The organism is Rubripirellula amarantea (genome assembly GCF_007859865.1).
In the GTDB taxonomy this organism is placed as follows: Bacteria; Planctomycetota; Planctomycetia; order Pirellulales; family Pirellulaceae; genus Rubripirellula; species Rubripirellula amarantea.
In genome coordinates this window covers 3,435,416-3,458,177 of record NZ_SJPI01000001.1, presented here as the reverse complement: position 1 = coordinate 3,458,177, position 22,762 = coordinate 3,435,416, and the positions used below count along the sequence as shown (strand labels likewise).

The following is a 22,762-nucleotide window of genomic DNA, read 5'->3' as shown; positions in this document are numbered from 1 at the left end:
CCGTCGCACCTTCCGTCTAAGTCTGCCAAGAATCCTTGACTACTGGAAACTAGACTGTTTAGGAGACTAGCGCAATCGGCCTCGCGTCCGTTCCTCGATGCAAATCATTCGCAGCGTCCTGCCTTCACATGATGGTGGATCAACACTCGAGTTTCATGATAGGTTTAGTTGATGATCCTTTGTCGTCACTCGATGGAACGTCAACGTCAAGGCGATCAGGACACCCATGGCAATGGCGGCGGCGATCACAAACATGATCATCACTTGATATTGAACCGCTTGAATGGGTGGCGCGCCGGCAAGCAGTTGCCCCGTCATCATGCCGGGGATACTGACGATCCCTGCAACCGACATCGTATTTAAGATCGGCACCATCGCAGCTTTAGCAGCGATTCGAAACGCATCGCGAGTGGCTTCGTTTCGAGTCGCCCCGAGAGACAGTTGCAATTCTATTTCGTCGCGACGCCGCTTGAGTTCGGCGATGTAGCGATCCATGCCCAGTGAGATTCCCGTCAGCGAATTGCCTAGGACCATACCCAGGAGCGGGATCACGATTTGAGGTGAATACCAAGGCATCGGTTTGACAATCGCCATGATGACTACCGCCGTGACCAGCCAACTGCTCGCCCAAACAGCAACGATCGCATTGAGCCGAATGCCGGTGTAACGGTTTTCGATCCGACCGACTGATGATAAGCCCGCGATCACTGTCATCGCGGTCGCTAGCGCCATGACGGGTGGGAACGTCGCCAAGGCAAAAATCTGCTTGAGCACCAATCCCAAAATCGCCAACTGCACGGCCATGCGAATGCCACTGACAATGATTTGCGTACCGATGCCCAACCGCATCCGCCACGACATGACGACGTTAATGACCAGCAATCCTGCAGCAATTGCGAGTTCGGCATAGGAAAGCGATAGATCGGTCATGAAACGATCCTTCCGGAGTTCATTGAGATCGTTCGATCCGTCATTCTGGTGACTTGATCCCGATCATGAGATGTCCAAACCCAAGCGCGAGCGGGCTTGTCGTCTTTCCAAGCCTTCGCCAGTTTCTCAAACTTGGCGATAGAATCTTCATCCAACGAGGCGGTCGGCTCATCGAGCAAAATCACACTGGGATCAACCAGGATGGCTCTCAACATCGCAATCGCTTGACGCTGGCCACCGCTAAGCGTCATCGCATTTTGCCGCATCACATCGGCGGGCAAACCGTACTTGGCGAGCCAAGAGACGGCCTCATCACGATCAAAACTTAAACCCGTCTTGGCGACTTGTGCAAATGAAAACGGCAATCGCAAGTTATCTTCCACGTTCGCATCCAGCATGGTTGGTCGCTGCCCCAAATAGACAACCTTTAATCGGTATCCAGGAACGGTGTTGCCGGTAATCGGCTGACCCGCGAACTCAATGACACCTTCGTTCAAGGGATCTAGCATTGCAATCGCCCGCATCAACGTCGACTTACCACTGCCGCTGGGACCAACCAGTCCGATGGCGTCACCAGCATCGATGGAAAGCGATACGTGATCCAGCAGGGTTTTGTCACCTACTCTTCGGCTCAGATTAAGAAGGTTCAGCATCAGCTAGCGAGGTTTGAGCCCGTTGTGAGTTGCTTTCGCATTGAATGGATCATCAGGCCAATGGTGCTTCGGGTAACGACGGCGGAGTTCTTTTCGAACCTGTTCATAGGTTGCTGCCCAGAAGTTTTCGAGATCTTCGGTAATCTGCTGAGGCCGATAGTTAGGACCCAACAACTGTAATTGAATCGGTACTCTGCCGCCTGCGATTCGAGGCGTTGATTTCCAACCAAAGAGTTCTTGGATCCGGACAGCCATCGCTGGCTTTCCGGATGAGTAATCTACAAGAACCGAATTTCCACTGGGCACCGTGATTCGAGTGGGAGCTTGCTTTTCAATCATCGACAATTGTTCGTACGAATAACGCCCATGCAAATGATCGAGCCAGGGTGCCGATTGCAGTTGACTCAGCTTTGTTCGGGTTCGACATAAATCGCGTGCGACCTCGGCGAGTGCGTGATCGTCGATCGGCGGTAGATCCGAGTCGGGCCAGACTCGACCGATGAAGTTCACTCGCTCAATGAAGCTGGCCAAAGGTTTTGAACCGTTGGGCATGACGGATAAAAAGTCTTCGCTCGCGACCGTCATCAGTATTTCGGCAACCTCTTCGCAGGGCTCGCACTTGACCGGAGACTCCGCCAGCAACAAGTCAAGAAAGTAGCGACGTTGGCGAGCAATGACGGCCTGCAAACTTCGGTCGTACTGGTGTTCGCGAACGTTGGTGATCAGGTCCGAATCCAACCATGATTCTGCTATGGCGATTCCGAGCCGCACAATTGCCTCGGTTGATCCTGAATCGACGTCGATCGCAATCAGCAGTTCCGCATCGCTCGGTACAACCTGGTGCGACAACTTTAGTCCCCGTCCGCCCACCATTACCGCACGCCCGGCATCGTTCTCGCGACGACGAGCGACTCGGTCGGGGTAAGCAGCCAACAAAGACCTCGCGATTGCATCCGAATCGGCATCGATACTGCTCGCACTAAGCTCGGTGGCTCGTTCGATTTGCTTCGCTACGCGCAAGACGTTTTTCATGCCAGCGATGTTGCCGGTCGAACTGCGGTTGTTCGGTAGCGTTTCGATTTGCTCGACTCGATCAAGCAAACTCAAATTCGATCCTCGAAACGGATCTCGTTCGGACAACAGTGCCGCCAGGATGGAGGCGGATCGAATGCAGCCGTTTTCTGCTGAGGCCACCATGAATCTTGATAGCCTCGGCGGCAACGGCAACTTGGCCATCGAAATGCCGAGCGGTGTAATGTGACCAGTCTCATCGATCGCGCCGCAACGAGTCAGATACTCGTGAGCCAGATCAACGGCTGACGCCTCAGGTGGCGTGAGCCATGGAAAAGCCTCGAGGTCACGTTCGCCCCAATTTGCGAGTAACAACAAGGACGCTGAAAAATCACAACGCAATACTTCGGGCTTGTCCAGTTCACGTCGGGATCGGTGTGTCGCCCGCGGCCAAAGTCTGATTGCGTTGCCCGGGGCGGTACGCCCAGCCCGTCCCGCTCGTTGCTCGGCGGATGCTTGAGAAATCGGTTCGAGCTGCAATTTTGGCAACCCGAGCCGTGAATCGAAGTTCATCACGCGAGCCTGTCCTGAGTCAATCACGCCGGTGACGCCATCAATGGTCACTGATGTTTCGGCTACGTTGGTGGACAGAATGATCTTTCGAAATTCGGATGGTCCAAGGACTGCGTCTTGATCCTTAGCTGATAGATCACCATAAAGCTGGTGAACTCGGCAAGGACCCAGGTCATGCAGGCTTTCCAACGCGGACGCGCAGCGACGAATCTCTCCCACACCGGGTAAGAACACCAATACGTCGCCATCGGTCTGGCCCAGCAACTTCACCACCGTGGTGGCGACACGCGTTTCGATACGTTCCGATGATGCGGCGTCATCGTAACTAACCTCAACGGGAAAACTTCGACCCAGGCTTTCGATTGCAACTGCATCACCAAGGAAATTGACGATCGGTTGCGGATCGAGCGTCGCCGACATGACGACCAGCTTCAACTCAGGCCGAAACGTCGTGCGAATGCGATGCAGCATGCCTAAAGCTAAGTCCAGCTCTACACTGCGTTCGTGAAATTCATCGAGCAACACGCACGAGACATCTTCCAGAAGTGGATCACTCTGAAGTCGACGCAGAAGGATGCCGGTTGTCATCGCGATCAATTGCGTTGTGGGACTGAGGCAATTGTCGAAGCGAACTTGATAGCCCACCCGATCACCGAGACTTGTTGACATCATGGTCGCCAATCGCGATGCGGCGGCTCTTGCGGCTAGTCGGCGCGGTTGAATCAATAACACCTTGCCCTGACCGGCCACCCCCGCGTCGATGATTGCCGGCGGCACAGCAGTGGTTTTCCCTGCACCGGGCGGAGCCTTCAGCACGATCGCTTTGTCTTCGCGCAATCCTGCAATGATTTGCGGCAAGACGTCGGTGACGGGAAGTGATTTCATCCGGACGTTTGTACCAAGAAAGGGATAAAACGCTATACTGAGGAATCTTACGGCAACAACTTACCTCCCTCACTAAAAACCGAGATCTGTCATGCGTTTGTTCGCCGCCCTGTTATTGCTTTTGTTCGCTTTTTTCGCTGAACGATGCATGGCGCAAAGTGACGTGGCTACTCCGCCAGCGTCGGAAGAAAAAGTTGCGCTTCCTGAGTCAGCCAAGTCAGACGACAAGGCCGAGCCCGATGAGGCCGCGGAGGATCCGTCGAAGGTTGGTCCCGAAGAGCTTTACATGCGGTTGGACAAGTCCGACGACGAAAAGCTGAAAGCATTGCAGACAGCGATCGTTCGCTTCGTCGGTCAACCGGGCACGCGATACGATGGTGCGATCGTCGACCTTGTCGGTGTGGTTCACATCGGCCAGGGCGAGTACTACGAAGACCTGAACACTCGGTTGTCCAAGTACGACAGTGTTCTGTATGAACTCGTTGCCCCCGATGGAACTCGAATTCGGCCCGAAGATCTTGAAGAACGCCGTTCTCTTTTAGCGTCCGTGCAAACGGGAATGAAAGACATGCTGAACCTCGAGTATCAGCTTGAACTAATCGATTACATGGCCGAAAACTTCAAACATGCTGACATGAGCCCCGAGGAGTTCGCGGAAGACCTTGAACGTCGTGGCGACAGCGTTTGGAAGATGCTTGCGAGGATGATGGGGGCTGGTTTGGCATCGCAAGCGGCCAGCGGTGGAGATGCAGGAGTCTTGCTGGCGTTGTTTAGCGATGACCGTTCTAAGAAAATGAAGCAAGCGATGGCACGACAGCTTGTCGATATCGAACTTGTCTCGGCTGGCATGGATGATGCCAATGGTGAAAACACTTTGATCAAAGGTCGAAATGCGAAAGCGTTTACGATCCTGACCGAAGAATTGAATGCGGGCAAAAGTAAGCTTGCGGTTTTCTATGGTGCGGGGCACTTACCCGACATGGCGGAACGGTTGGAACAAGACTTCGGCATGAAGCCCACCACAACCACTTGGTTGGACGCTTGGGATTTGACTCGCAACTAACCGCTGCGGTTTGGCATGGTGAATCCGTTAGCATCGCTCGGTCTAAAGCTTGACCATTTTTGATGAAACTCCTGCAACGAAAAAAAACGCAGCTCGCGAGATGCGCGAGCTGCGTTCAATTTTTCGGTCATGAAGAATCCAGAGTTCTTGTCTGCTAAAGACGAAACCGGATTACAGGTTCGCCGACTCTTCTTCGTCGTTGTCGGCAGGAGCGTCAGCTTTCGCAAGTGCGGTTACGGCCGCCTTGTACTTGGCATGAGCCAAACGTACGCGAGCGTCGATGCTGCAGCATGTCTTTTCGCCAGCGATCACGAATTGCTTTTCTGTTCCGCTTGCCTTCGCCAAGGTAGCAGCTTGGTTGGGGCATGAGCACTCTTCGGTGCCGACCAAGTATGTCATCTCGACCGAATCCATTGCTTTCTTAGCAATCTCGGCACGCTCACCGGCCATCACTTCGCAACAAAGTTCTTTACCAGCGACGGTGAACTTACCGCTCACGTCACACTTCTTTGTCGATACGAATGTTGAAACGAACTGTTCGGTCTCTTCCGCCAAAGCTGACATCGCGTCAGCCTTGCTGTCAAACGTCTTCTTCATCGCCACGTACTTCACTGGCACGTTGTGCTCGGCAGACAATTTCTCAGCCGACACACTGCATGAAGTGGATTCGGTGCCAACTAAGTAAGTCATCGCGGGCAGCTTTGACATGGCAGTTTCGATCGGGCACCCAGCTCCGCTGCAAGCACTGCCTTCAAGAGCACATGTCTTGCCCGAGCATGCCTTTTCGGTTCCGGAAGCAGCTTCATCGGCAACACTCACCGACGCAATCATTGCCAAAGCCATCAGGGACGTCATCAGTCGTTTCATCTTCATTCCAATAAATTAAAGGGAAGGGATTCACATGGTCTGGTCCGACCACGGCAGGCGCTGGCGCAGCGTGACGGAGCGTACATGATACGCGTGCAGCGCGGCCACAGTAAAGCAAATGGCCATCTCCAATCGATTCCCGCCATATTCTCGTATCTAGTGCAGAACACGTAATCTCTAGTGCAGAACACGTAATATCTAGCGCAGAACACGTATTCTCTAACGCAGAACACTGGGAATCGCGACACTTGGGAAAATTCGCGACTCTGCCCATCTCCGCAAACTCCCATTACCTCGCTCTAATTTGCACAGGAGAAATGAATCATGAAAGCGGCATATCTCACACAAACGGGCGGTCCTGAGGTCATTCAATACGGCGAACTCAAGGATCCCATTGTCAGTGAAAACCAAGTCCTAATCCGAGTTCACGCAGCATCGGTCAACCCAATCGACACCTATGTGCGGTCCGGTTTGATCGCGGCGGAATTACCTTCGAAGTACTGCCCTGGTTGCGATGCAGCCGGCACCATCGAAGCGGTAGGCGAAAATGTCAACAACCTGCAAGTTGGTGACCGCGTTTGGTGCACCAACCAAGGACTACTGGGCCGGCAAGGAACCTTCGCTGAAAAGATCGCAATTGATTCCCAATGGTGTTTTCCGCTGCCGGATTCTGTTTCCTTCCAAGATGCTGCCGCGAACGCGTTGGTGGCTGTCACCGCTCACCTGGGACTCTTCCGTGAAGCGAAACTGCAGGCCGGCGAAACGATCCTTGTTATCGGCGGCACCGGCGGTGTCGGTTCGATGGTCGTTCAAATGGCGAAGGCTATCGGCGCACGCGTGATTGCGACCGCAGGCTCGGCCAGCAAGTGCGAACGGGTCATCGAGTTGGGCGCCGACGTTGCGATCAACTATCACGGGCAATCCATCGAAGAAGTCACCAAAGCGGAAGCTCCCAAAGGTGTCAACGTATTTTGGGAAACTCGTCGACAACCCGACTTCGACATGGCGATTAGCGTCTTGTCCGAACGTGGGCGGATGGTGTTGATGGCGGGACGCGATGCTCGCCCCGAGTTTCCGGTGGGTCCGTTCTACGTCAAAGAATGTTCACTGCATGGATTCGTGATGTTCAAAGCGACGCCCGTGGAAATGCGAGCCGCTGCCGAAGACATCAATCGCTGGATGCAAAAGGGAACATTGAAATCTAACATCGGTGCAACGTTCCCTCTTGAACAAGCCGCCGAGGCTCATCGTCTGCAAGAACAATCAACGCTTGAAGGGAAGGGAGCGTTGACTGGTAAAATCATTGTGACCATGGGATAACTTGACCCGACATCGGCTCTCTTGAACTCCTCGACACCAAGACTTTCTTATGCAGAAGATCACACTCGCTAGCGGCACCAACGTCGATTCCATTGGCTTGGGTCTTTGGAAGATTGCTAACGACAAAACAGCTTCCCTGGTCCGATCGGCTATTGAAATTGGCTACCGTCATTTTGATGCGGCTTGTGATTACGGCAATGAAATCGAAGCCGGCGAAGGAATCCGCCTCGCTCTTGATGACGGTTTGGTCGAACGTGACCAGTTGCACATTACCTCGAAATTGTGGAACACCTTTCATCGTCCCGAACATGTTCGCATGGCTTGCGAAAAGTCGTTGGCCGATTTGGGTTTGGATTATTTGGATTTGTATTTGATCCACTTTCCCATCGCCCAAAAATTTGTACCCATTGAAAAACGGTATCCACCGGGTTGGTTCTTTGACCCGGATGCGGCGGACCCGAAGGTCGAGAGTGATCGTGTGCCGATCATCGATACATGGCGAGCGATGGAATCTCTCGTGACCGCGGGCTTAGTCAAAGAGATTGGTGTTTGCAACTTTGGGGTATCACTGCTGCGTGACTTGATCAACCAAGCCGAAGTTCGGCCGGCTATGTTGCAAGTCGAAATGCATCCCTACCTGACTCAACAAAAATTGCTTCGCTACTGCCACGAAGAGAAAATCGGCGTGACCGCGTTTTCGCCTCTCGGTGCACAATCGTACTTTGAACTGAACATGGCAGAGCAAAGCGAATCGCTGCTGGTCCATCCCACCGTGGTTTCGATTGCAAAGGAAGTCTCTCGCACGCCGGCACAGGTCCTGTTGCGATGGGGAGTCCAACGCGGGACCGCCGTGGTGCCGAAAAGCTCTCGGGTGGAACGGCTTCAGGAAAACTTCGACATCTTTGACTTCTCGCTCTCAGAGTCGCAAATGAGCCAAATCAGCGGTCTCGACCAAGGTCGCCGATTCAACGACCCTGGTGATTTCTGCGAGGCTGCATTTAACACATTTTACCCAATCTACGAGTGACATCGTTGCGGGTCGGGCAACTCGCGCTTGATCGGTGCATCGATGGACTAAACTAAGGCTCGCAAGACGAAAAAGTGCTAATTTGCCGTAGAGAAACCATGTGCGGCGGACCTTTTTCGGCACCCAAGCGTCTGATAGAGGGCACACGGCAAGGCCCGTTCTCGATGGCGTTGCCCTTTGACAAGCACCTTTTTTCGCATTGTGAGTCACCACGATGAATTCCCGTCCCCCCATCGCACGCAAACGTCGCCGGCGATTGAGCCTCGAAACGCTCGACAGTCGGCGAGTTCTCGCAGCGATTGCCGTGACCACGGTTGCTGACACGATCGACGGGGCGGACAACCAAACAAGTCTTCGTGAGGCAATCATTGAAGCAAACGCATCGGCGGGCGCTGACACGATCACCTTCGAAGGTGATTTATTCGCCGGAGCGGCTCAAATTGATTTGGTGATGGGTGAGTTCGAAATCACTGATTCGGTGACAATTACCGGACCGGGATCCAGCCAACTCACCATCGACGCGCAAGGGCTAAGCCGCGTCTTTAATATCGAGTCAGGTGCAAGTGACGTGACTCTTGGAGGGCTCACCACCACAAACACACGGACTCTTGGTACGAATGGTTTCACCGATGGCGTGCCTAACACCACTTACAACGGTGGCGCAATACGAATCGTTTCAGGCGGCACAACCACGCTGAATGATTTTGTGACAACGCTGAGTTCAACGCAAGGTTTCGGATCACACGGAGGTGCTGTTTATGTCAGGGGTGGCACGCTCGAATTGAATGACACCGTGATTAGCCAAAGCCGTACTTTAGGCCCGAGTGCCAACGGTGGCGCGATCGCATCGTTCGGCACCGACATCACCGCGAATCGCACAAACCTGACCGACAATTTGGTGGAAGGTAATCAATCCACGGGCGGTGCCGTCTACATGACCAACATTTCATCGCTCACCTTCAGCGATGGTGTTATCCAAGACAATCAAACCAGCGGAGAGGCGGCGCGAGGAGGCGCGATCTACTCCGAAGCGAGCAACCTGCTCATTCGCGGAAGCATCGTCACTGGGAATCAAACGAGTCTTGCTGATTCCTTGGGGGGAGCTATCTCGACGGTCGGTGGTTCACTTTCGATTGAAACAACTCAAGTCACCGGCAACCATACCGATGGTGGAAATTCACCCGGCGGCGCTATCTCGATCATCAACACCAACACCAGCATCCTGAATTCGTTGTTCGCCGACAACGAGACTGCTGGTCAAGCCTCGCACGGCGGTGGAATCAACATCGATGGTTCCCCCATCGCAATCGTTAACTCAACGTTCTCTAACAATCGATCCCATGCCGAGAATACTCAAGGCGGTGGCATACGGTTGGGCAACCAGACGAGCGCCACGATTACTCATGCAACCTTCACCTTGAACGTCTCAGGGGAAGCCGGTAGCGGGATTTATGTGGCCGATTCGGCGACGAATGCTGAGGTCAACAATTCGATCATCGCTGGCAATCTGGTGGATGCGAACAACGTCAACAGCAGCCTGACGCCAGACCTTGATGGGCCAGCCGATTCGAACAAACTGGTAGTTCGCTATTCATTGATCGGCGACAACCGAGGCAGCGGCTTGGTTGAAGCCCAAACGCCAGACGCAGAAGGACGTTTGGTAGGATCCGTCGATGGAGCAGGAATCATTGACGCAAAGCTGTTGCCTTTGGCGAGCAATGGTGGACCTACTCAATCGCATTCGCTTGCTGCGGATAGCCCCGCAATTAATTTGGCCAGCAACGCGTTAGCGATGGACAAAGACGGTGCTGTCTTGGCGAGCGATCAACGTGACCTACCGTTCAATCGCTTCTCGGAGGAATTTGGCAATGAGCGCGCTGACATGGGCGCCATCGAATTACAGCCACCCGCCGAAGCAATCATCGTCTGGAATCAACCAGCCAACATCTTCGTGGGTACAGCGATCGACGAAGTCCAGCTTAATGCGACCGCACACATCCCAGGCACGTTCGTCTACACACCCGCAAGTGGCACGCTGCTAGACCAAGGCAACAACCAAGTGCTCTCGCTTGTGTTTACTCCCGACGACTTGGTCAACTTCACCACCAGCACGTTGTCGGTGGAAATTGATGTGGTGGGTCAGGCGGATCACGGGGACGCACCACCAAGCTACGGTACATTGACGGATGACGACGGGCCGTTTCACACCGAAGTTGTCGACGGTCCATTCTTGGGTTCCGCTATAACAACCGAGGTCAACGGTCAGCCAAGTGATACGGCGGATTCCGATTCGGGTGACGACGGGGTTGTCTTCAACACATCCATCATTAGGTCCCCGGTATCACCAACTCTGGCCACATTAAGTGTCAACGTATCTCAGGCTGCCAAGCTCGACGCGTGGATTGATTTCGATGGCAATGGAACGTTCGATCAAACGACGGAACATCTTGGCAACCAAATCAGCATCGACTTGGTTGCCGGTGAAAATTTCATCCCATTTGTCGTTCCCGCCAATGCTGTCGCTGGAACCAGTTACGCGCGTTTTAGAGTCAGTACTACGGGCGGGCTCTTACCAACCGGCGGCGCGGATGACGGTGAGGTTGAAGATTACGCGGTAGAGATCACCGACGGAAGTTTGACGGCGACTGCTGCGATTGCGATCGCCGGAAGTCGTATCAACTTGGAATCGACAGACACAGAATTCATCGTCAAGCGTGGCAGCTTAGAAATTTTCCGGGCACCCCGTGGTGCCATCGGCCGTTACGACATTGTCGGTGATGAATTCAGTAATGTACTCACCATTGATCAAACCGGTGGACACTCGGTTCCCGAGTCGGGACTTCGGTTCGATGGCGGCGATCGCGTTAATACAGTGCGAGTGGTTGGTGATCTTACACTCGACACCTCAGGAATCATCAACTTAGAAAGCGTCGAAGCGATTGATATTTCCGATGCAGGAATTCAAAACGTGGTGATCGCCCCAACAGCACTTCGTGAAATGGATCCTGATGCGGGCGGGGTGGTCGTCTTTGGCGGTGCAGAAGATCGCCTCATGTTTACCGAACCCAATTTGTGGCGGATGGGTGATCCAGAAATCATTGCAGAAACGTTCTTCACGACCGTACGCTTGAACGATCTAGCCAACCCGCTTGGAACCTTTGTCCAAGCCAACTTTGGCAGCGGATGGCACAATATCGCTTCGCCTAGCGACGTTAACAACAATGGCGAAGTGACCGCCGGCGACGCGTTGGTGATCATCAACGAACTGGCTCGCGGAAGCTATTCCGACATGGCCACGGGTGTTCTGAATGATCCAACCTCCGTCGACCCTTGGCCGGGTTTCTATTACGACCAAAACGATGACGGTTCCGTCACCGCGCTCGATGCACTTCGCGTGATCAATCAACTCGCTCGCATCAGCAACGACGGTTCAAGCGAGGCAGAGTTTGTTCTAGCACCGCAGCAAATTGCTCATCACGACCGTGACGAAGTTCGCGATTCAGTTTTCGCCGACAGTGAGTTCATTGGCCAACTGAACTAAGCGCACTCGGCCTACTTTCAACTGGCTTCACCGCATTTGGCTATACGGCACTTAGCTTCACCGCAACTGGCTTTACCGCAGAAGCCAGTTGCCGTCCCTCACTCGGATCGCCGAACGCTTTTCAACCGATTGACGGTGGTGGAGATGCGTAGAGCCCGCTCAGGTACAGCGTTTCAGCTTGGCCACGCTTCTTAGCGGGAGTCATGATTGACGCTGCGGCCTGCAACAAATCGCGACGGCTAATCATTCCAAGCAACTTGCCGTGTTCAACGACGGGCAACCGTCGATAAGGCGAATTGAGGAAGACTTGTGCGATACCGAGCAAGTCCGTCGTTGGTGGTGTCGTCAATGCCTCGGTGTCCATGCAATCGCCGACCTGCTTGGGTTCGATCGCACGCCGAAGCCGCTCACTAACCCCAGGCTTGTTTCCCCGTCCTATCACTTCGGCGGCCAAGCGATGTTCCGCACGCAGCACGTCTCGACGACTCACTTGCCCGATTAGTTGCCCGTTGCGCAGAACCGGCAAGCGGCGGTATGGCGTATTTTGAAACTTGTGAGCGACGTCGATCAATAGGTCACCCTCGTTGATAATACGATTCTGATCGACGTTCATGTACGATTCCACCTTTGTTCCGGGCAACCCGTCGAGCAGTGCCGCCGACAACACACGCATAGCGGTTTTTTCAGAGAAGATACCTCGGAACCGACCATTCTTATCGGTCACCGGAGCCCCAGAGATGCGGTGTGACAGCAAGTGGTCGATTGCGTCAAAGACATCCATCTCGCCATCTAACGTGACAAGATCCGCCACCATGAACTCGCGAACTTGAACCACATGCAAGCCGACTTCGCTTGCCACTTCGACAGGATCCGTTAGCGCTGTGATGCAGCATTTCTCGGAAAGCACACCCAAATAGTTTCTGTCTTGATCAACAACCGGTGCACCGGAAATGTTGTCGCTTAACAGTCGTCCAACCGAGTGAAAGAGATCGTCGGTAGCGGAAAGTGTGACAAGCTTGCGACGCATGATCTCGTCAGCAGATCTGATCACAGAACGTTGAGACATGGCATTGAGTAAGGACATCGGCAACCTCTCCTAGTAGATAAGAACTCGATAACCACACTAGTGGCACGATTCAAACTAGGAGTTACGACGTCACCGTACAAGCAATTTCAAGCAAAAGACATTGTGAAACATTGCACAGGTAACCTCAAATTGGTTGATGAAAATCCAAGTTGGCTCAGCAAACACCAAACGCGCGAAACGCTTGGTGGCACAACTTTTTGCCAGCGATGCACTCTTACCAGTGTCGCCTTCTCGCAAGCACCATGCTTCTCGCAAGCACTTCAGACGCGCGACGGTAACACCGACCTATCGCTTAGCAATCTTATTGGCCTTCACCATGACCATATTTAAAGTCTTGTCAAAGTAGGCTTCGCCGGAAACAACGACGACGTCATCCTTCTTTAGACCCAATAGATCATCTGCGGCGATCGGCAACGGATTGCCTTGGTCGTCGGTGATTCGAACAATCGCCTTCGGCGCATTCTTTAGCTTGCGTTGGCAGAAGGGGCAATTGTCAGCGTGATCGGGATCGCCATTGCCGTGGCTTTCGTCGGGTAATTGCGAGAGAATGAACGTCGCATTGGACTGATCGAATACTTCGAGTTCGCCTGCATCGATGCGCCCGGCCAGCGTTACATTTTGCGGTCCGGGCGTTTCAAAATCCTTGACGTCAGTAGGGCTCACGATGTCGCCTTCGATCGGTGTATCCGACCAAACCGCATTCTTGATTTCGGCGAACGCCGATGATGAGTTTTCGCTCATCGACGTTGATTCGCCTCCGCATCCGGCCACGCCAATAGTAATGGCTGCAGCCAAGATCAATGCGACAGGATGAGCGGTTGCACGAAGGGATTGAATGAGCATATCGTTCTACTTCTTGATTTTTTCGGCGGTAAGTTTCAACGTCGCAATCGCAGACTCGATTGTGTCTTTGACTTCACTGAAATCGCTACCGTCATGCCCGTGCATTTTTTCGTCAATGGCTGCGAATGAATCAAACAGGTTCTCCACTGCGGCGGTGGCAACGGCTTGATCCTCAGTGGCAAGCTCACTCTTTTTGACAAGTTGTTCGGTCGCGCCGAGGACGTCGCCGATGTGATGAAGTGCGTCGTGAGCCGATTCAGGATCGCCTTTCTCAAAGGCTGCCCCGATTTCGCCACTGAGTTCTTCAACTTCGGCGACGGCGTCACCAAGGGTAGAAAAGTCGTGGCTATGGTCGCCGTGATCGTGTCCCTCGTGATCACCGTGGTCATGCCCTTCGTGATCGTCATGATCATGATCGTCGTGACCATGGTCGTCGCTCGTCGATGCAGTCGGCGGGGTGGTCGGAGAGCTGGAATTGCACCCACTTAGCGTTAGGCCACCAAGAGCGACAAAGCCGAGCAACAAGGAAAGCGTGAGACGATTGGACATTCAAAAACCCGTCGTGCGAAAGGAACATGTGTTAAGAAAAAGCGGAGCCTACTGACCGCAGTGTATCAGGCTGTACGTCGGTCGGACCAGCTGAGTTCGAAAGTTGAGACTGCGATCTTATTTAGGTGGACGATCGCCGGACTTTTGACGGTACTTTGCCCGTTCCGCCGCGTAGGATTGAGCGTCCGGCAAGGGCTCTTTTGCCTCGGCGTCGTCCAACAATCGCTTTAAGAATGGTCGACACCACCCACACCCCGTCCCCGCTCCGTAACACTCTGAAAGCTGACTGGGCACCTTGGGTCGATTCACGCGAATGTACTGCGCGACCTTACGCCGAGTTATATGAAAGCATAAGCACAGTTCGTCGTCATCGTTCATGAGCGTTTCGTTCCTAGGACGATGGAGTGACGGATGATGGAGTGACCAAGCAAGGTGAGGTCTGACCATGACAAGTGATCATGTCACGCAATCAGGACTCGACAGGTTCATTCGACACTGTGACGGGACTATTGGTTCGATACCGTGATTAACTGAGTAGCGATTTTGCACGCGTCTTGATAGTCGGCGATCGACAAACGCTCGTCGGCGGTGTGAATGTTGCGTTGACCGCACCCCATCGTGACCGCTGCGATGCCATGACGGAACAGCCAATTCGCATCGAGTCCTCCGTTGGCCACATCCACGAACGGTTCTCGACCGACCGATTTCACGGCATCGTGAGCGAGTTTGATGGAGGGATGTTCAGCATCAAGCTTGAACGATTCGTAGTCGACTCGTGATTCGAATTTTAAGCTGCCCGAATGTCCCTTGTCATTGGTCACCATTGCGGCGGCCTTAGCAAAGGCCGCTTCAATTTCGGAAACGATACGAGTTCGCATCGTCGCGTCATGGCTGCGCGCCTCGGCTCGGATCGTGACCTTGGGTGTGACGACGTTCGTGGCGTCGCCTCCATTAATCACTCCCACGTTGGCGGTACCAACGCCGTACTCGTTTTCGATTTTGCCATGCCAACCGCGTTCGTCCAAATCGGCGATCGCTCGGGCCGCCATCACGATCGCGCTCGCACCGGCCTGAGGGGCAACGCCCGCGTGAGCTGGAATTCCAGTCAACTCGATCATCATGCGTTGGCCACCAATGGCACCGATCGTTAATTTTTCAACTGTCCCGCCATCAAAGTTAAATGCTTGGTCAACCTGCCCGACTCGATCCACCGATAGGTTCTTCGCTCCTTCAAGGCCGATCTCTTCCTGGATCAAGAAACAGACGACAGCCGGCGAGAAGTTTTCATCGCCACGCTTGAGCCGCTCGATCACGGCGGTCAAGATTGCGGCGCATCCGCTACGGTCATCAGCGCCCAAACCGGTTGCCGCGGCACTGATCACTTCGTCACCCTCGATGACCGGTTCACTGCCAACGCAGATAGGTACGGTGTCCATGTGAGCGGATAACATGGTTCGCGGTCCCCGGCCATTCCCCGGCAGGGTAACAATGAGGTTTCCACAATTCCCGCTGATTCGCGTGCGGGTGTTAGCGTCATCAAACTGGATTTGCGACTCCGGCAGCCCCGCCGCTCGCAAGCTCTCTACGATTCGGGCCGCCACATCGGCTTCCTGGCCGCTAATGCCTGGGATTTTGGCCAGATCAAGGAATCGGTCCAAGGCGGCAACTGGATCAACGGACACTTCGTGGTTTAGCTCGGACACGTTAGACTCTGGGGGAAGCAGATTCGTAATTTCAATCTCCGTTGTTTTAACCACTTTTGAACCGCACTTGAACCTTCCCGTCATCGAAACGAAATTGCCGCCCAACGTCGAACTTGACGATCGGGCTCACTTACTGGACCTGACCGTCGATCAGTTGAAGGTTTGGCTCAGCGAGAATGGTCATCCAGGGTTTCGCGCCAAGCAGATCATTCACTGGGTGTATCAGCAACGCGTGAGTGACTTTTCGTTGATGAGCAATTTGCCTAAGGCACTTCGCGAGTCCCTGGACCAAAGCTTTCGAATTTGGACTGCCTCGGAAGCCGCACTGCAAACTTCTGCTGATGGCACCGAGAAATTGCTGATCCGTTTGGCCGATGGCGGCGAAGTGGAGTGCGTTCTGCTTCGCGATGGAACGCGACGAAGCATATGCGTTAGCAGCCAAGTCGGCTGTGCGATGGGCTGCGTGTTCTGTGCCAGCGGTCTTGATGGAGTGGATCGCAATCTCACGACGGGCGAGATTCTCGAACAAATGCTGCGGCTGCAAGCAAGGTTAGAGGAAGGCGAAAGGCTTAGTCACATCGTGATGATGGGCATGGGTGAACCTCTCGCCAACCTAGATCGAGTGCTCGGCGCTTTGTCGGTGGCAAGAAGCGAGGACGGACTTGGTATCAGCCCGCGTCGAATCACCATCAGCACCGTCGGGTTGCCACCAGCAATGGATCGACTAGCCAAAAGCGGCGTGCCGTACAATTTGGCGGTTTCATTGCACGCCCCCAACGACGAACTGCGCAATCAACTCGTTCCGGTCAACCACAAGATCGGGGTCCAGGCAGTCTTGGATGCCGCCGATCGCTACTTCGAAGCCAATGGTAGGCGGCTGACGTTTGAGTACGTCTTGTTGGGTGGAGTGAACGATTCCGCCGATGACGCGAGGCAGTTGGTACGTTTGCTCAAACAGCGAACGGTGATGCTGAATGTGATTCCGTACAACCCAGTTGAAGGCTTGCCCTACCAAACCCCTTCGCGTGGCGCGATTTCTGACTTTCGCCAAACCCTTGAACACGGGGGCGTGAACGTTCAATTTCGCGAACGCAAAGGTGGCGAAATCGACGCCGCGTGCGGACAACTTCGACGCAATCGCCAAAAACCGAATCTTAATTCATGAGCCACGGTCGGTCGCAAACCAACCGCGGGAACTGCGTTACAACTCGCTGATGGGCACTTGGCGATACAACGCAAGTCGGCCGCGAAGATCCTCGATGGTTTTGCGATCTTCTTCCGATAGAGTTCCGATCGTTGCGGTCGATGTAAACGACGACGTTTGTTGCCCGCGAGTGATCTTCAAGCGGGTTTCCAACGGTATCTCCCCTGCGGCGGCAATGTGCGAACCAAGCGTCATCCGAGCAAACGGAATCACCCCTTCGCGGCGAACGAGGTTCAATCGCGTCGCCAAGTCCGAGAAACGCCCGAAGTCGGTTGCCATCCAACGATGTCGAGGCGTTTGCACCGACACGTCATACTCAATCCCGGCAAACGAAATCGCGTAACCTTCCACGCGAACACTGTCGACCACCTTGGCGTCGAGTCCCAAGTGTTCTCGCAACTCTGGTGTAGTCGCGGCGGCTTTGGCGCCCGCGGTGATCGCGACCAACTCATCAGTGCTTAGCCGCGTTTGAATCTTCTTTTCTAAATCCAACAGCGTCACGTCCTTGGCGGCCGGGTCGTAGATGGCGACACGATCAGGGTCGACTTGATCGAGGTCATAGATCACCCCCGAATCAAAAAGCAGCCGATGGTGAGCGGCAGGAGCCTTAGCTTGGTTGGCGTAGATCTTTGTGATGATCGTGAAGGTTTGGTCGGTACGAACCGTTGGATCAGCGGCATTCGCGAGGACCGGCATCAGCATTGCGAAAATAGCAAGAATGCGAAGTGGGTTCATGGGGGAAACTCGCCAAGACTGGGTGATCTGGACAACTCAGGCGGGCTCAGCGTAGAAAAAACAGGAAAACCGGGTCCAGGGCAATTCGACCTCCATTGCTGCCACCGCCGCCAAAACGCTCGCGGTTGGGGATTTGCCGGTTTGGCCCTACGATGATGTTGGTTCACTCCTCTTAAACACATTCGCCATGCGACGCACGCTCGTTCTGATTCCTCATGAAATCGCATCTCTACCCGTTTTTGGGTTCGGATGGGTTTTGATCGCATTGGCCGTAGGGCTGGCAATTCGCCTTGCCTTTGCCAAGAAAACGGGAACTTCAATTGGCAACGTGCTGGCCAACGAAGGATTGGTCTGGGGAATGGCAATCGCGGCGGTCGCTTTCGTAGTGCCGCGAATTGAACTGCAAAATGCGTATGGCGAGCCGGTTGGATTGGCGATCCGCGGTTACGGCGTGATGCTACTAGCGGCCGTTGGCTCAGCGGTTTACTTGGCGGCGGTCCGGGCCAAACGATATGGCCTGGATCCCGACGTGATCTATTCCGTCGCGCCCTGGGCGTTCTTCGGAGGCATTGGTGGTGCCAGATTGTTCTATGTGATTCAGTACCACAACGAGTTCTTTCACGGATCGCTCGGCGAAAGCATTGGCCGAGTGCTGAACTTTACCGAAGGCGGACTTGTTGTTTACGGATCGTTCATCGGCGGCGGTCTCGCAGTCGCCTATGTACTTTGGCGACGAAAGTTGCCGGTTATGAAACTGGGCGACGTGATCGTTCCATGCATGTTCCTAGGCCTGTTCTTCGGACGCATGGGCTGCATCATGAACGGTTGCTGCTATGGCGGTCGGTGCGAAGAAGGACCGATGTCCGTTCGCTTTCCGCCGGGTGCGAAGGTGTACGCCGACCAAATTGGCAGTGGCGAGTTGCTAGGATTTTCCTATGACGAACAAACACGTGCAATCACATCCGTTAAGTCTTCGTCACTCGCGGACCAAGCGGGTGTGAAAGTTGGCGATCAACTTAACGCCATCGACTACGACTATACACCTTTGGAAGTTGCCCCTCGCGACGTTCCGGCCGAAGATGTTCAGAAGGGAATCGCTTTAACGGTCAACGCTCGACGGATTCGGTGGTCGCCCGATGAATTGCCCCCTCTGGCGTTACCGGTTCGTGCGGCTCAAATCATCAGTAGCCTAAGTGCATTGGTGATGTGTGTGAGCCTATGTTGGCTGTCGCGATTGGACTTCCGTACCGGGACAATCATGTTTTTGGGGTTTGCGGCCTATGCTGTTTTGCGGTTTGTGCTCGAAATAGTACGAGTTGACGAGGGAGGACAATTTGGGACCTCGTTCTCGATTTCGCAGTGGGTCAGCATTGTCGTCCTTCTTGGTTCAGCAATTGGCTTGGGTGGAATTTACTTTGGCAATCAACGCAACGCATCCGTCGCAACCACAGCTTTGAAATAATGCAACTTTGTTAACACGAGATTTAAAGCCGGAACTGATGGATGATCCGGCCATCCCCAAGGACGTCCATGCGAAGGCCCTCAAAGGGCTAACGCGGCTCAACGCAGTCAGTGGTGTGCGCGGCGCGATGTATCGGCGTCTGCGAAGGATCGCGATGACGAAACCCGGTCGACGACTGCGTCTGATTGACGTTGCCAGTGGAGCGGGCGATCTGCCGATTGACTGGGCACGTCGCGCCAAACGCGATTCCATTGATTTGCAAATCACGACGATCGACATCAGTCATACGGCCGTCGAAATTCAGTTGGAAAATGCAAAGCGGGCGGGAGTCACCATCAATGCGATACAAGGTGATTGCCTGCACGATGCGTTGCCCAGCGGTTTTGACATGGCCACGTGCTCGTTGTTCGTGCATCACTTGGACAATCACGAAGTGTTCTGCCTGCTGCAATCCATGCAAGCTGCCAGCACGGGCGCGATCATGGTCTGTGACCTCTATCGGTCACGCGCCAATTTGGCGTTCATCAGCATAGCCGCGCAAATGTTTTCGCGGTCACCAATCGTTCATCACGACGCTTCCTTGAGTGTTCGATCGGCTTACACTTGCGACGAGTTCAAACGAATTGCCGAAGAGGCTCTCGCACGTCCGGTCGAAGTCAAAATGCTTTTTCCGTCGCGTTTCATCATGACGCTTCGCGAAGAAGTGGTGCTCGAAACATCGGCGGATCCCGCGGTCGCGTTCGCATGAATAGCGTTCGTGTGTTGGTCATTGGCGGGGGAGTAGCCGGTGCTGCGTGTGCGATCGAACTGCGCAAACGAGGCATTGAAGTCACGCTCGCCGAACGTGACCCTTTCCCACGCATCAAAGTTTGCGGATGCTGCCTTGGCGGCGCAGGAATTCGCTTGCTCGAACAAACCGGAGTGCTACCAGCGGTGCGTGCTGTGTCGGCGGACACTCACACTTGGCGAGGCTACCTGGACGGCAGGCTGATCGAAATTCCATCCGGTGATGGCATCGCCGTCTCGCGTGAACACCTCGACCCGATTTTGATCGCCGAAGCCAAGCGATTGGGCACCGACGTGCTGCAACCGTGCGAAGCTGCGATCGTGGACACCCCAAGCAACCAAGTCCAAGCCAAGCTCGGCTCGCAAGTGCAACCCTTTGATTGTGTCGTGATTGCAGCCGGTCTGAAATCAGGAAACGTGGGAGGACGATTGCCGTGGATCGAAACGCCCCATGGACCGTTTGGCATGTCTGTCATGGCGACATCCACGCGCATTGATCGCGGAGTGATCTACATGGCATGCGATGACGAAGGCTACGTCGGGTTGGTTCAACTCGATGATGGACGTGTTGACGTTGCCGCGGCGCTGCGTCCTTTGCTCGGATCATCGAAGACCATCACTCTGATGCAACGCGTACGAAATATGCTCGACCGTAGTGGTGTCGATGTGGATCTCGATCCGATTGGCAACGTGCTGACGACTCCACCTTTGCGTCGCACTCGACAATCGGGTAACGGCCGAGTGATTGCCATCGGTGACGCGTCTGGCTACGTCGAACCCTTCACGGGCGAAGGCATGACCTGGGCATTGCAGAGCGGCAAAGAAGCAGCACAGTTGATCGATACTTGCCGGCTCGATTTGTTAGGTCTGGGTGAGCGTTGGAATCAACATTCCCGGACTATGCTGGCGACCAAGAAACGCACGTGCCGAATCGTAACAACCGCATTGCGATCGCGGACCGCCCGACAAGTCGCAGCACGTACTCTGGGCATCTTCCCCGGTATCGCAAGACCTTTGATCACGCAGTTGAACAAGGCTTAGGCTGGTCGGCGTTCCAATACAGTTGCTAGTTTGGCAACAACGCTTCGAGCTTTGTTTTAAGCGGTCCCGCTCGCAAACTTGGGTCGTTCGATTGACCGCCGTACTCCACCAACGCGACCGACAACGCCTCAACGACTTCTCGGTGATCTGGATTTCCAAACGCGTTTACAAGCTCGTCAGGATCCGATTGTAAATCGAACAACCAAGGTACATCGCTAACGGATACCACAAGCTTGAATCGGTCAGACACCGCCGCAACCCAGTTCGCTTTCGCTTGAGCGGCTCTCAAGAACGTCACGTCGTCCCACGATTTAGCGTCCCCTTCCATTAGCAATCTGGATGCGTCGCGACCTTCCACTTCAGCTGGAACGGGCTTGCCGAGCAACGTCAATAACGTCGGTGCAAAGTCGACAGTACCGAGAGCTTGGTCAACTCGCGAGCTGGACGGAATCAAACCAGGTGCGGCAATGATCATCGGAATCTTCGCGCTCCCTTCATAAGGATTCCCTTTGTTTAGCCTGCCGTGCTCGTAGCAGAGATCACCATGGTCCGAAGTGAAAACGACGATGGATCGCTCGGTCAGGTCCAACTCGTCAAGCGTTGCCAGTAATCTCGCCACATTGTCGTCGATGCACTTCACCATGCCAAAGTACAACGACATCTGCGCGGCATTGAACTTCACGGTCGCGTTCTTGCCCTTTCCTGTTGCCCACTTTGGATTCTCCTTTGACATTGCAAACGTCATCGGCGGCCGAATGGCGGTGTCTCGATACATCGAATCGTAGGGATGGCGAACTGAGTTGGGACCATGAGGATCAGGCAAACTCAAATGAAAACAGAACGGTTTGTCTGAATGCTCGCGGATGAACTCAATCGCTCGATTGGTCAACCAGTCGGTGGAGAACGTAGTTTCATCGGCCCCCTTTAAATCGTAGCTGGGCTCTCCCTTGCGATTGGTCGATGCTACCTTCGGACCATCGACATCAATCAAAAACTTCTTCCAATGGCCACGGTTGAACATGAAGCGGTTGTCAGCAAAGCCAAACTGACGCTCCGGAGCCCATTGAGGCTTTCCCGGACCATCCAAATGCCACTTACCTGCGTACCCGGTTGCATATCCTTCACGCCGAAGCACCTCTGCAAACGTAACGACATCGTTGTTGAGCGGCAGGTCATTTTGCGGGCTGCCTGTGTTGTGCGGGAACCGCCCCGAAAAGAATGATGCTCGGGATGGAGTACACACGGGACTCGTCGCGTAAAACGATGTGCAAATGACACCTCGACTGGCAATCGAGTCGATCGCCGGTGTTTCGACGATCGCATCCTTGCCCCAAACCAATGCTTGATCTTCATCAAGCGTGTCTCGATAGCAACCGAGCGTTCGAAAGTTGTGCTCGTCCGTCTGAATGATCAACACATTCATCGGTGTGGCGGCCCAAACATTCACCGAAGCAAAGCATGCACAACTAAAGAGGGCAAAGC

Annotated in this window: 19 protein-coding genes; 8 read left to right on the top strand and 11 right to left on the bottom strand. The window is 54.2% G+C overall.

Annotation, left to right across the window (positions count from 1 at the left end; all coding sequences use genetic code 11):
- Window positions 1-153: 153 nt before the first annotated feature.
- The 3 genes from Pla22_RS12635 to hrpB are packed head-to-tail and all read right to left on the bottom strand — an operon-like array spanning window position 154 to window position 4,052.
- Entirely contained in the window at window positions 154-930 is a 777-nt protein-coding gene (locus Pla22_RS12635) for an ABC transporter permease (RefSeq protein WP_146514933.1), read from the bottom strand.
- Entirely contained in the window at window positions 927-1,583 is a 657-nt protein-coding gene (locus Pla22_RS12630) for an ABC transporter ATP-binding protein (RefSeq protein ID WP_146514932.1), read from the bottom strand. Before Pla22_RS12630 ends, Pla22_RS12635 begins: the two co-directional genes overlap by 4 nt.
- Window positions 1,584-1,586: 3 nt before the next feature.
- A complete protein-coding gene (gene hrpB / locus Pla22_RS12625; protein WP_146514931.1) occupies window positions 1,587-4,052 on the bottom strand; it encodes an ATP-dependent helicase HrpB in 2,466 nt (821 codons plus the stop codon).
- Window positions 4,053-4,143: 91 nt separating this feature from the next.
- Here hrpB and Pla22_RS12620 point away from each other — a divergent pair, with 91 nt between their 5' ends.
- Window positions 4,144-5,115, top strand: a complete 972-nt coding sequence (locus tag Pla22_RS12620; RefSeq protein ID WP_242631973.1) for a hypothetical protein — start codon at window positions 4,144-4,146, stop codon at window positions 5,113-5,115.
- A gap of 171 nt (window positions 5,116-5,286) precedes the next feature.
- Here Pla22_RS12620 and Pla22_RS12615 read toward each other — a convergent pair whose 3' ends face one another.
- On the bottom strand, window positions 5,287-5,988 hold the full coding sequence (locus tag Pla22_RS12615) for a hypothetical protein (protein WP_146514930.1): 702 nt from the start codon (window positions 5,986-5,988) through the stop codon (window positions 5,287-5,289).
- Window positions 5,989-6,306: 318 nt separating this feature from the next.
- On the opposite strand from Pla22_RS12615, the gene Pla22_RS12610 reads away from it, so the two are divergent.
- The 3 genes from Pla22_RS12610 to Pla22_RS12600 all read left to right on the top strand — a co-directional run bounded on the left by Pla22_RS12610 (window position 6,307) and on the right by Pla22_RS12600 (window position 11,870).
- On the top strand, window positions 6,307-7,302 hold the full coding sequence (locus tag Pla22_RS12610) for an NADPH:quinone reductase (RefSeq protein WP_146514929.1): 996 nt from the start codon (window positions 6,307-6,309) through the stop codon (window positions 7,300-7,302).
- A gap of 49 nt (window positions 7,303-7,351) precedes the next feature.
- Window positions 7,352-8,329 (top strand): aldo/keto reductase, encoded by a 978-nt coding sequence (locus Pla22_RS12605; protein WP_146514928.1) that lies wholly within the window; start codon window positions 7,352-7,354, stop codon window positions 8,327-8,329.
- 214 nt (window positions 8,330-8,543) lie between these two features.
- Window positions 8,544-11,870 carry a GEVED domain-containing protein gene (locus Pla22_RS12600; protein WP_146514927.1) on the top strand — a complete coding sequence of 1,109 codons (3,327 nt, stop codon included), beginning with the start codon at window positions 8,544-8,546 and terminating at the stop codon, window positions 11,868-11,870.
- Between the two features lie 121 nt (window positions 11,871-11,991).
- Here the strand turns inward: Pla22_RS12600 and Pla22_RS12595 are convergent, their stop codons facing one another.
- The 5 genes from Pla22_RS12595 to Pla22_RS12575 all read right to left on the bottom strand — a co-directional run bounded on the left by Pla22_RS12595 (window position 11,992) and on the right by Pla22_RS12575 (window position 16,052).
- A complete protein-coding gene (locus Pla22_RS12595) occupies window positions 11,992-12,954 on the bottom strand; it encodes a CBS domain-containing protein (protein ID WP_146514926.1) in 963 nt (320 codons plus the stop codon).
- 288 nt (window positions 12,955-13,242) lie between these two features.
- Window positions 13,243-13,800: a hypothetical protein gene (locus tag Pla22_RS12590; RefSeq protein WP_146514925.1), complete on the bottom strand. Its 558-nt coding sequence runs from the start codon at window positions 13,798-13,800 to the stop codon at window positions 13,243-13,245.
- Window positions 13,801-13,806: 6 nt separating this feature from the next.
- Complete coding sequence (locus tag Pla22_RS25520; RefSeq protein WP_207310344.1) at window positions 13,807-14,349, bottom strand: hypothetical protein; 543 nt, start codon at window positions 14,347-14,349, stop codon at window positions 13,807-13,809.
- A gap of 117 nt (window positions 14,350-14,466) precedes the next feature.
- A complete protein-coding gene (locus Pla22_RS12580) occupies window positions 14,467-14,727 on the bottom strand; it encodes a (2Fe-2S)-binding protein (RefSeq protein ID WP_146514924.1) in 261 nt (86 codons plus the stop codon).
- Between the two features lie 128 nt (window positions 14,728-14,855).
- Window positions 14,856-16,052 carry a M20/M25/M40 family metallo-hydrolase gene (locus Pla22_RS12575; protein WP_207310384.1) on the bottom strand — a complete coding sequence of 399 codons (1,197 nt, stop codon included), beginning with the start codon at window positions 16,050-16,052 and terminating at the stop codon, window positions 14,856-14,858.
- Between the two features lie 67 nt (window positions 16,053-16,119).
- Here Pla22_RS12575 and rlmN point away from each other — a divergent pair, with 67 nt between their 5' ends.
- Entirely contained in the window at window positions 16,120-17,217 is a 1,098-nt protein-coding gene (gene rlmN / locus Pla22_RS12570; protein ID WP_242631972.1) for a 23S rRNA (adenine(2503)-C(2))-methyltransferase RlmN, read from the top strand.
- 36 nt (window positions 17,218-17,253) lie between these two features.
- Here the strand turns inward: rlmN and Pla22_RS12565 are convergent, their stop codons facing one another.
- Entirely contained in the window at window positions 17,254-17,991 is a 738-nt protein-coding gene (locus Pla22_RS12565) for a hypothetical protein (RefSeq protein WP_146514921.1), read from the bottom strand.
- A 187-nt stretch (window positions 17,992-18,178) separates the two neighbouring features.
- Here Pla22_RS12565 and Pla22_RS12560 point away from each other — a divergent pair, with 187 nt between their 5' ends.
- The 3 genes from Pla22_RS12560 to Pla22_RS12550 are packed head-to-tail and all read left to right on the top strand — an operon-like array spanning window position 18,179 to window position 21,280.
- The gene (locus tag Pla22_RS12560; RefSeq protein ID WP_146514920.1) at window positions 18,179-19,453 is read left to right on the top strand and encodes a prolipoprotein diacylglyceryl transferase; all 1,275 of its coding nucleotides are present in this window, start codon (window positions 18,179-18,181) and stop codon (window positions 19,451-19,453) included.
- Between the two features lie 7 nt (window positions 19,454-19,460).
- Entirely contained in the window at window positions 19,461-20,201 is a 741-nt protein-coding gene (locus tag Pla22_RS12555; RefSeq protein WP_165440624.1) for a methyltransferase domain-containing protein, read from the top strand.
- The gene (locus tag Pla22_RS12550) at window positions 20,198-21,280 is read left to right on the top strand and encodes an NAD(P)/FAD-dependent oxidoreductase (protein ID WP_146514918.1); all 1,083 of its coding nucleotides are present in this window, start codon (window positions 20,198-20,200) and stop codon (window positions 21,278-21,280) included. Before Pla22_RS12555 ends, Pla22_RS12550 begins: the two co-directional genes overlap by 4 nt.
- Window positions 21,281-21,305: 25 nt before the next feature.
- On the opposite strand, the gene Pla22_RS12545 is transcribed toward Pla22_RS12550, so the two are convergent.
- Entirely contained in the window at window positions 21,306-22,703 is a 1,398-nt protein-coding gene (locus tag Pla22_RS12545; RefSeq protein ID WP_242631971.1) for a sulfatase family protein, read from the bottom strand.
- Window positions 22,704-22,762 lie beyond the last annotated feature (59 nt).

Excerpts from the sequence above, each read along its gene's own strand:
- Pla22_RS12615 (WP_146514930.1), bottom strand. The coding sequence starts at position 5,988 with ATGAAGATGAAACGACTGATGACGTCCCTGATGGCTTTGGCAATGATT.
- hrpB (WP_146514931.1), bottom strand. The coding sequence starts at position 4,052 with ATGAAATCACTTCCCGTCACCGACGTCTTGCCGCAAATCATTGCAGGA.
- Pla22_RS12635 (WP_146514933.1), bottom strand. The coding sequence starts at position 930 with ATGACCGATCTATCGCTTTCCTATGCCGAACTCGCAATTGCTGCAGGA.
- Pla22_RS12560 (WP_146514920.1), top strand. The coding sequence starts at position 18,179 with ATGCGACGCACGCTCGTTCTGATTCCTCATGAAATCGCATCTCTACCC.
- Pla22_RS12550 (WP_146514918.1), top strand. The coding sequence starts at position 20,198 with ATGAATAGCGTTCGTGTGTTGGTCATTGGCGGGGGAGTAGCCGGTGCT.
- Pla22_RS12595 (WP_146514926.1), bottom strand. The coding sequence starts at position 12,954 with ATGTCCTTACTCAATGCCATGTCTCAACGTTCTGTGATCAGATCTGCT.
- Pla22_RS12630 (WP_146514932.1), bottom strand. The coding sequence starts at position 1,583 with ATGCTGAACCTTCTTAATCTGAGCCGAAGAGTAGGTGACAAAACCCTG.
- Pla22_RS12605 (WP_146514928.1), top strand. The coding sequence starts at position 7,352 with ATGCAGAAGATCACACTCGCTAGCGGCACCAACGTCGATTCCATTGGC.
- Pla22_RS12610 (WP_146514929.1), top strand. The coding sequence starts at position 6,307 with ATGAAAGCGGCATATCTCACACAAACGGGCGGTCCTGAGGTCATTCAA.
- Pla22_RS12590 (WP_146514925.1), bottom strand. The coding sequence starts at position 13,800 with ATGCTCATTCAATCCCTTCGTGCAACCGCTCATCCTGTCGCATTGATC.
- Pla22_RS12545 (WP_242631971.1), bottom strand. The coding sequence starts at position 22,703 with ATGAATGTGTTGATCATTCAGACGGACGAGCACAACTTTCGAACGCTC.
- Pla22_RS12565 (WP_146514921.1), bottom strand. The coding sequence starts at position 17,991 with ATGAACCCACTTCGCATTCTTGCTATTTTCGCAATGCTGATGCCGGTC.
- Pla22_RS12620 (WP_242631973.1), top strand. The coding sequence starts at position 4,144 with ATGCGTTTGTTCGCCGCCCTGTTATTGCTTTTGTTCGCTTTTTTCGCT.
- Pla22_RS12580 (WP_146514924.1), bottom strand. The coding sequence starts at position 14,727 with ATGAACGATGACGACGAACTGTGCTTATGCTTTCATATAACTCGGCGT.
- Pla22_RS25520 (WP_207310344.1), bottom strand. The coding sequence starts at position 14,349 with ATGTCCAATCGTCTCACGCTTTCCTTGTTGCTCGGCTTTGTCGCTCTT.
- Pla22_RS12600 (WP_146514927.1), top strand. The coding sequence starts at position 8,544 with ATGAATTCCCGTCCCCCCATCGCACGCAAACGTCGCCGGCGATTGAGC.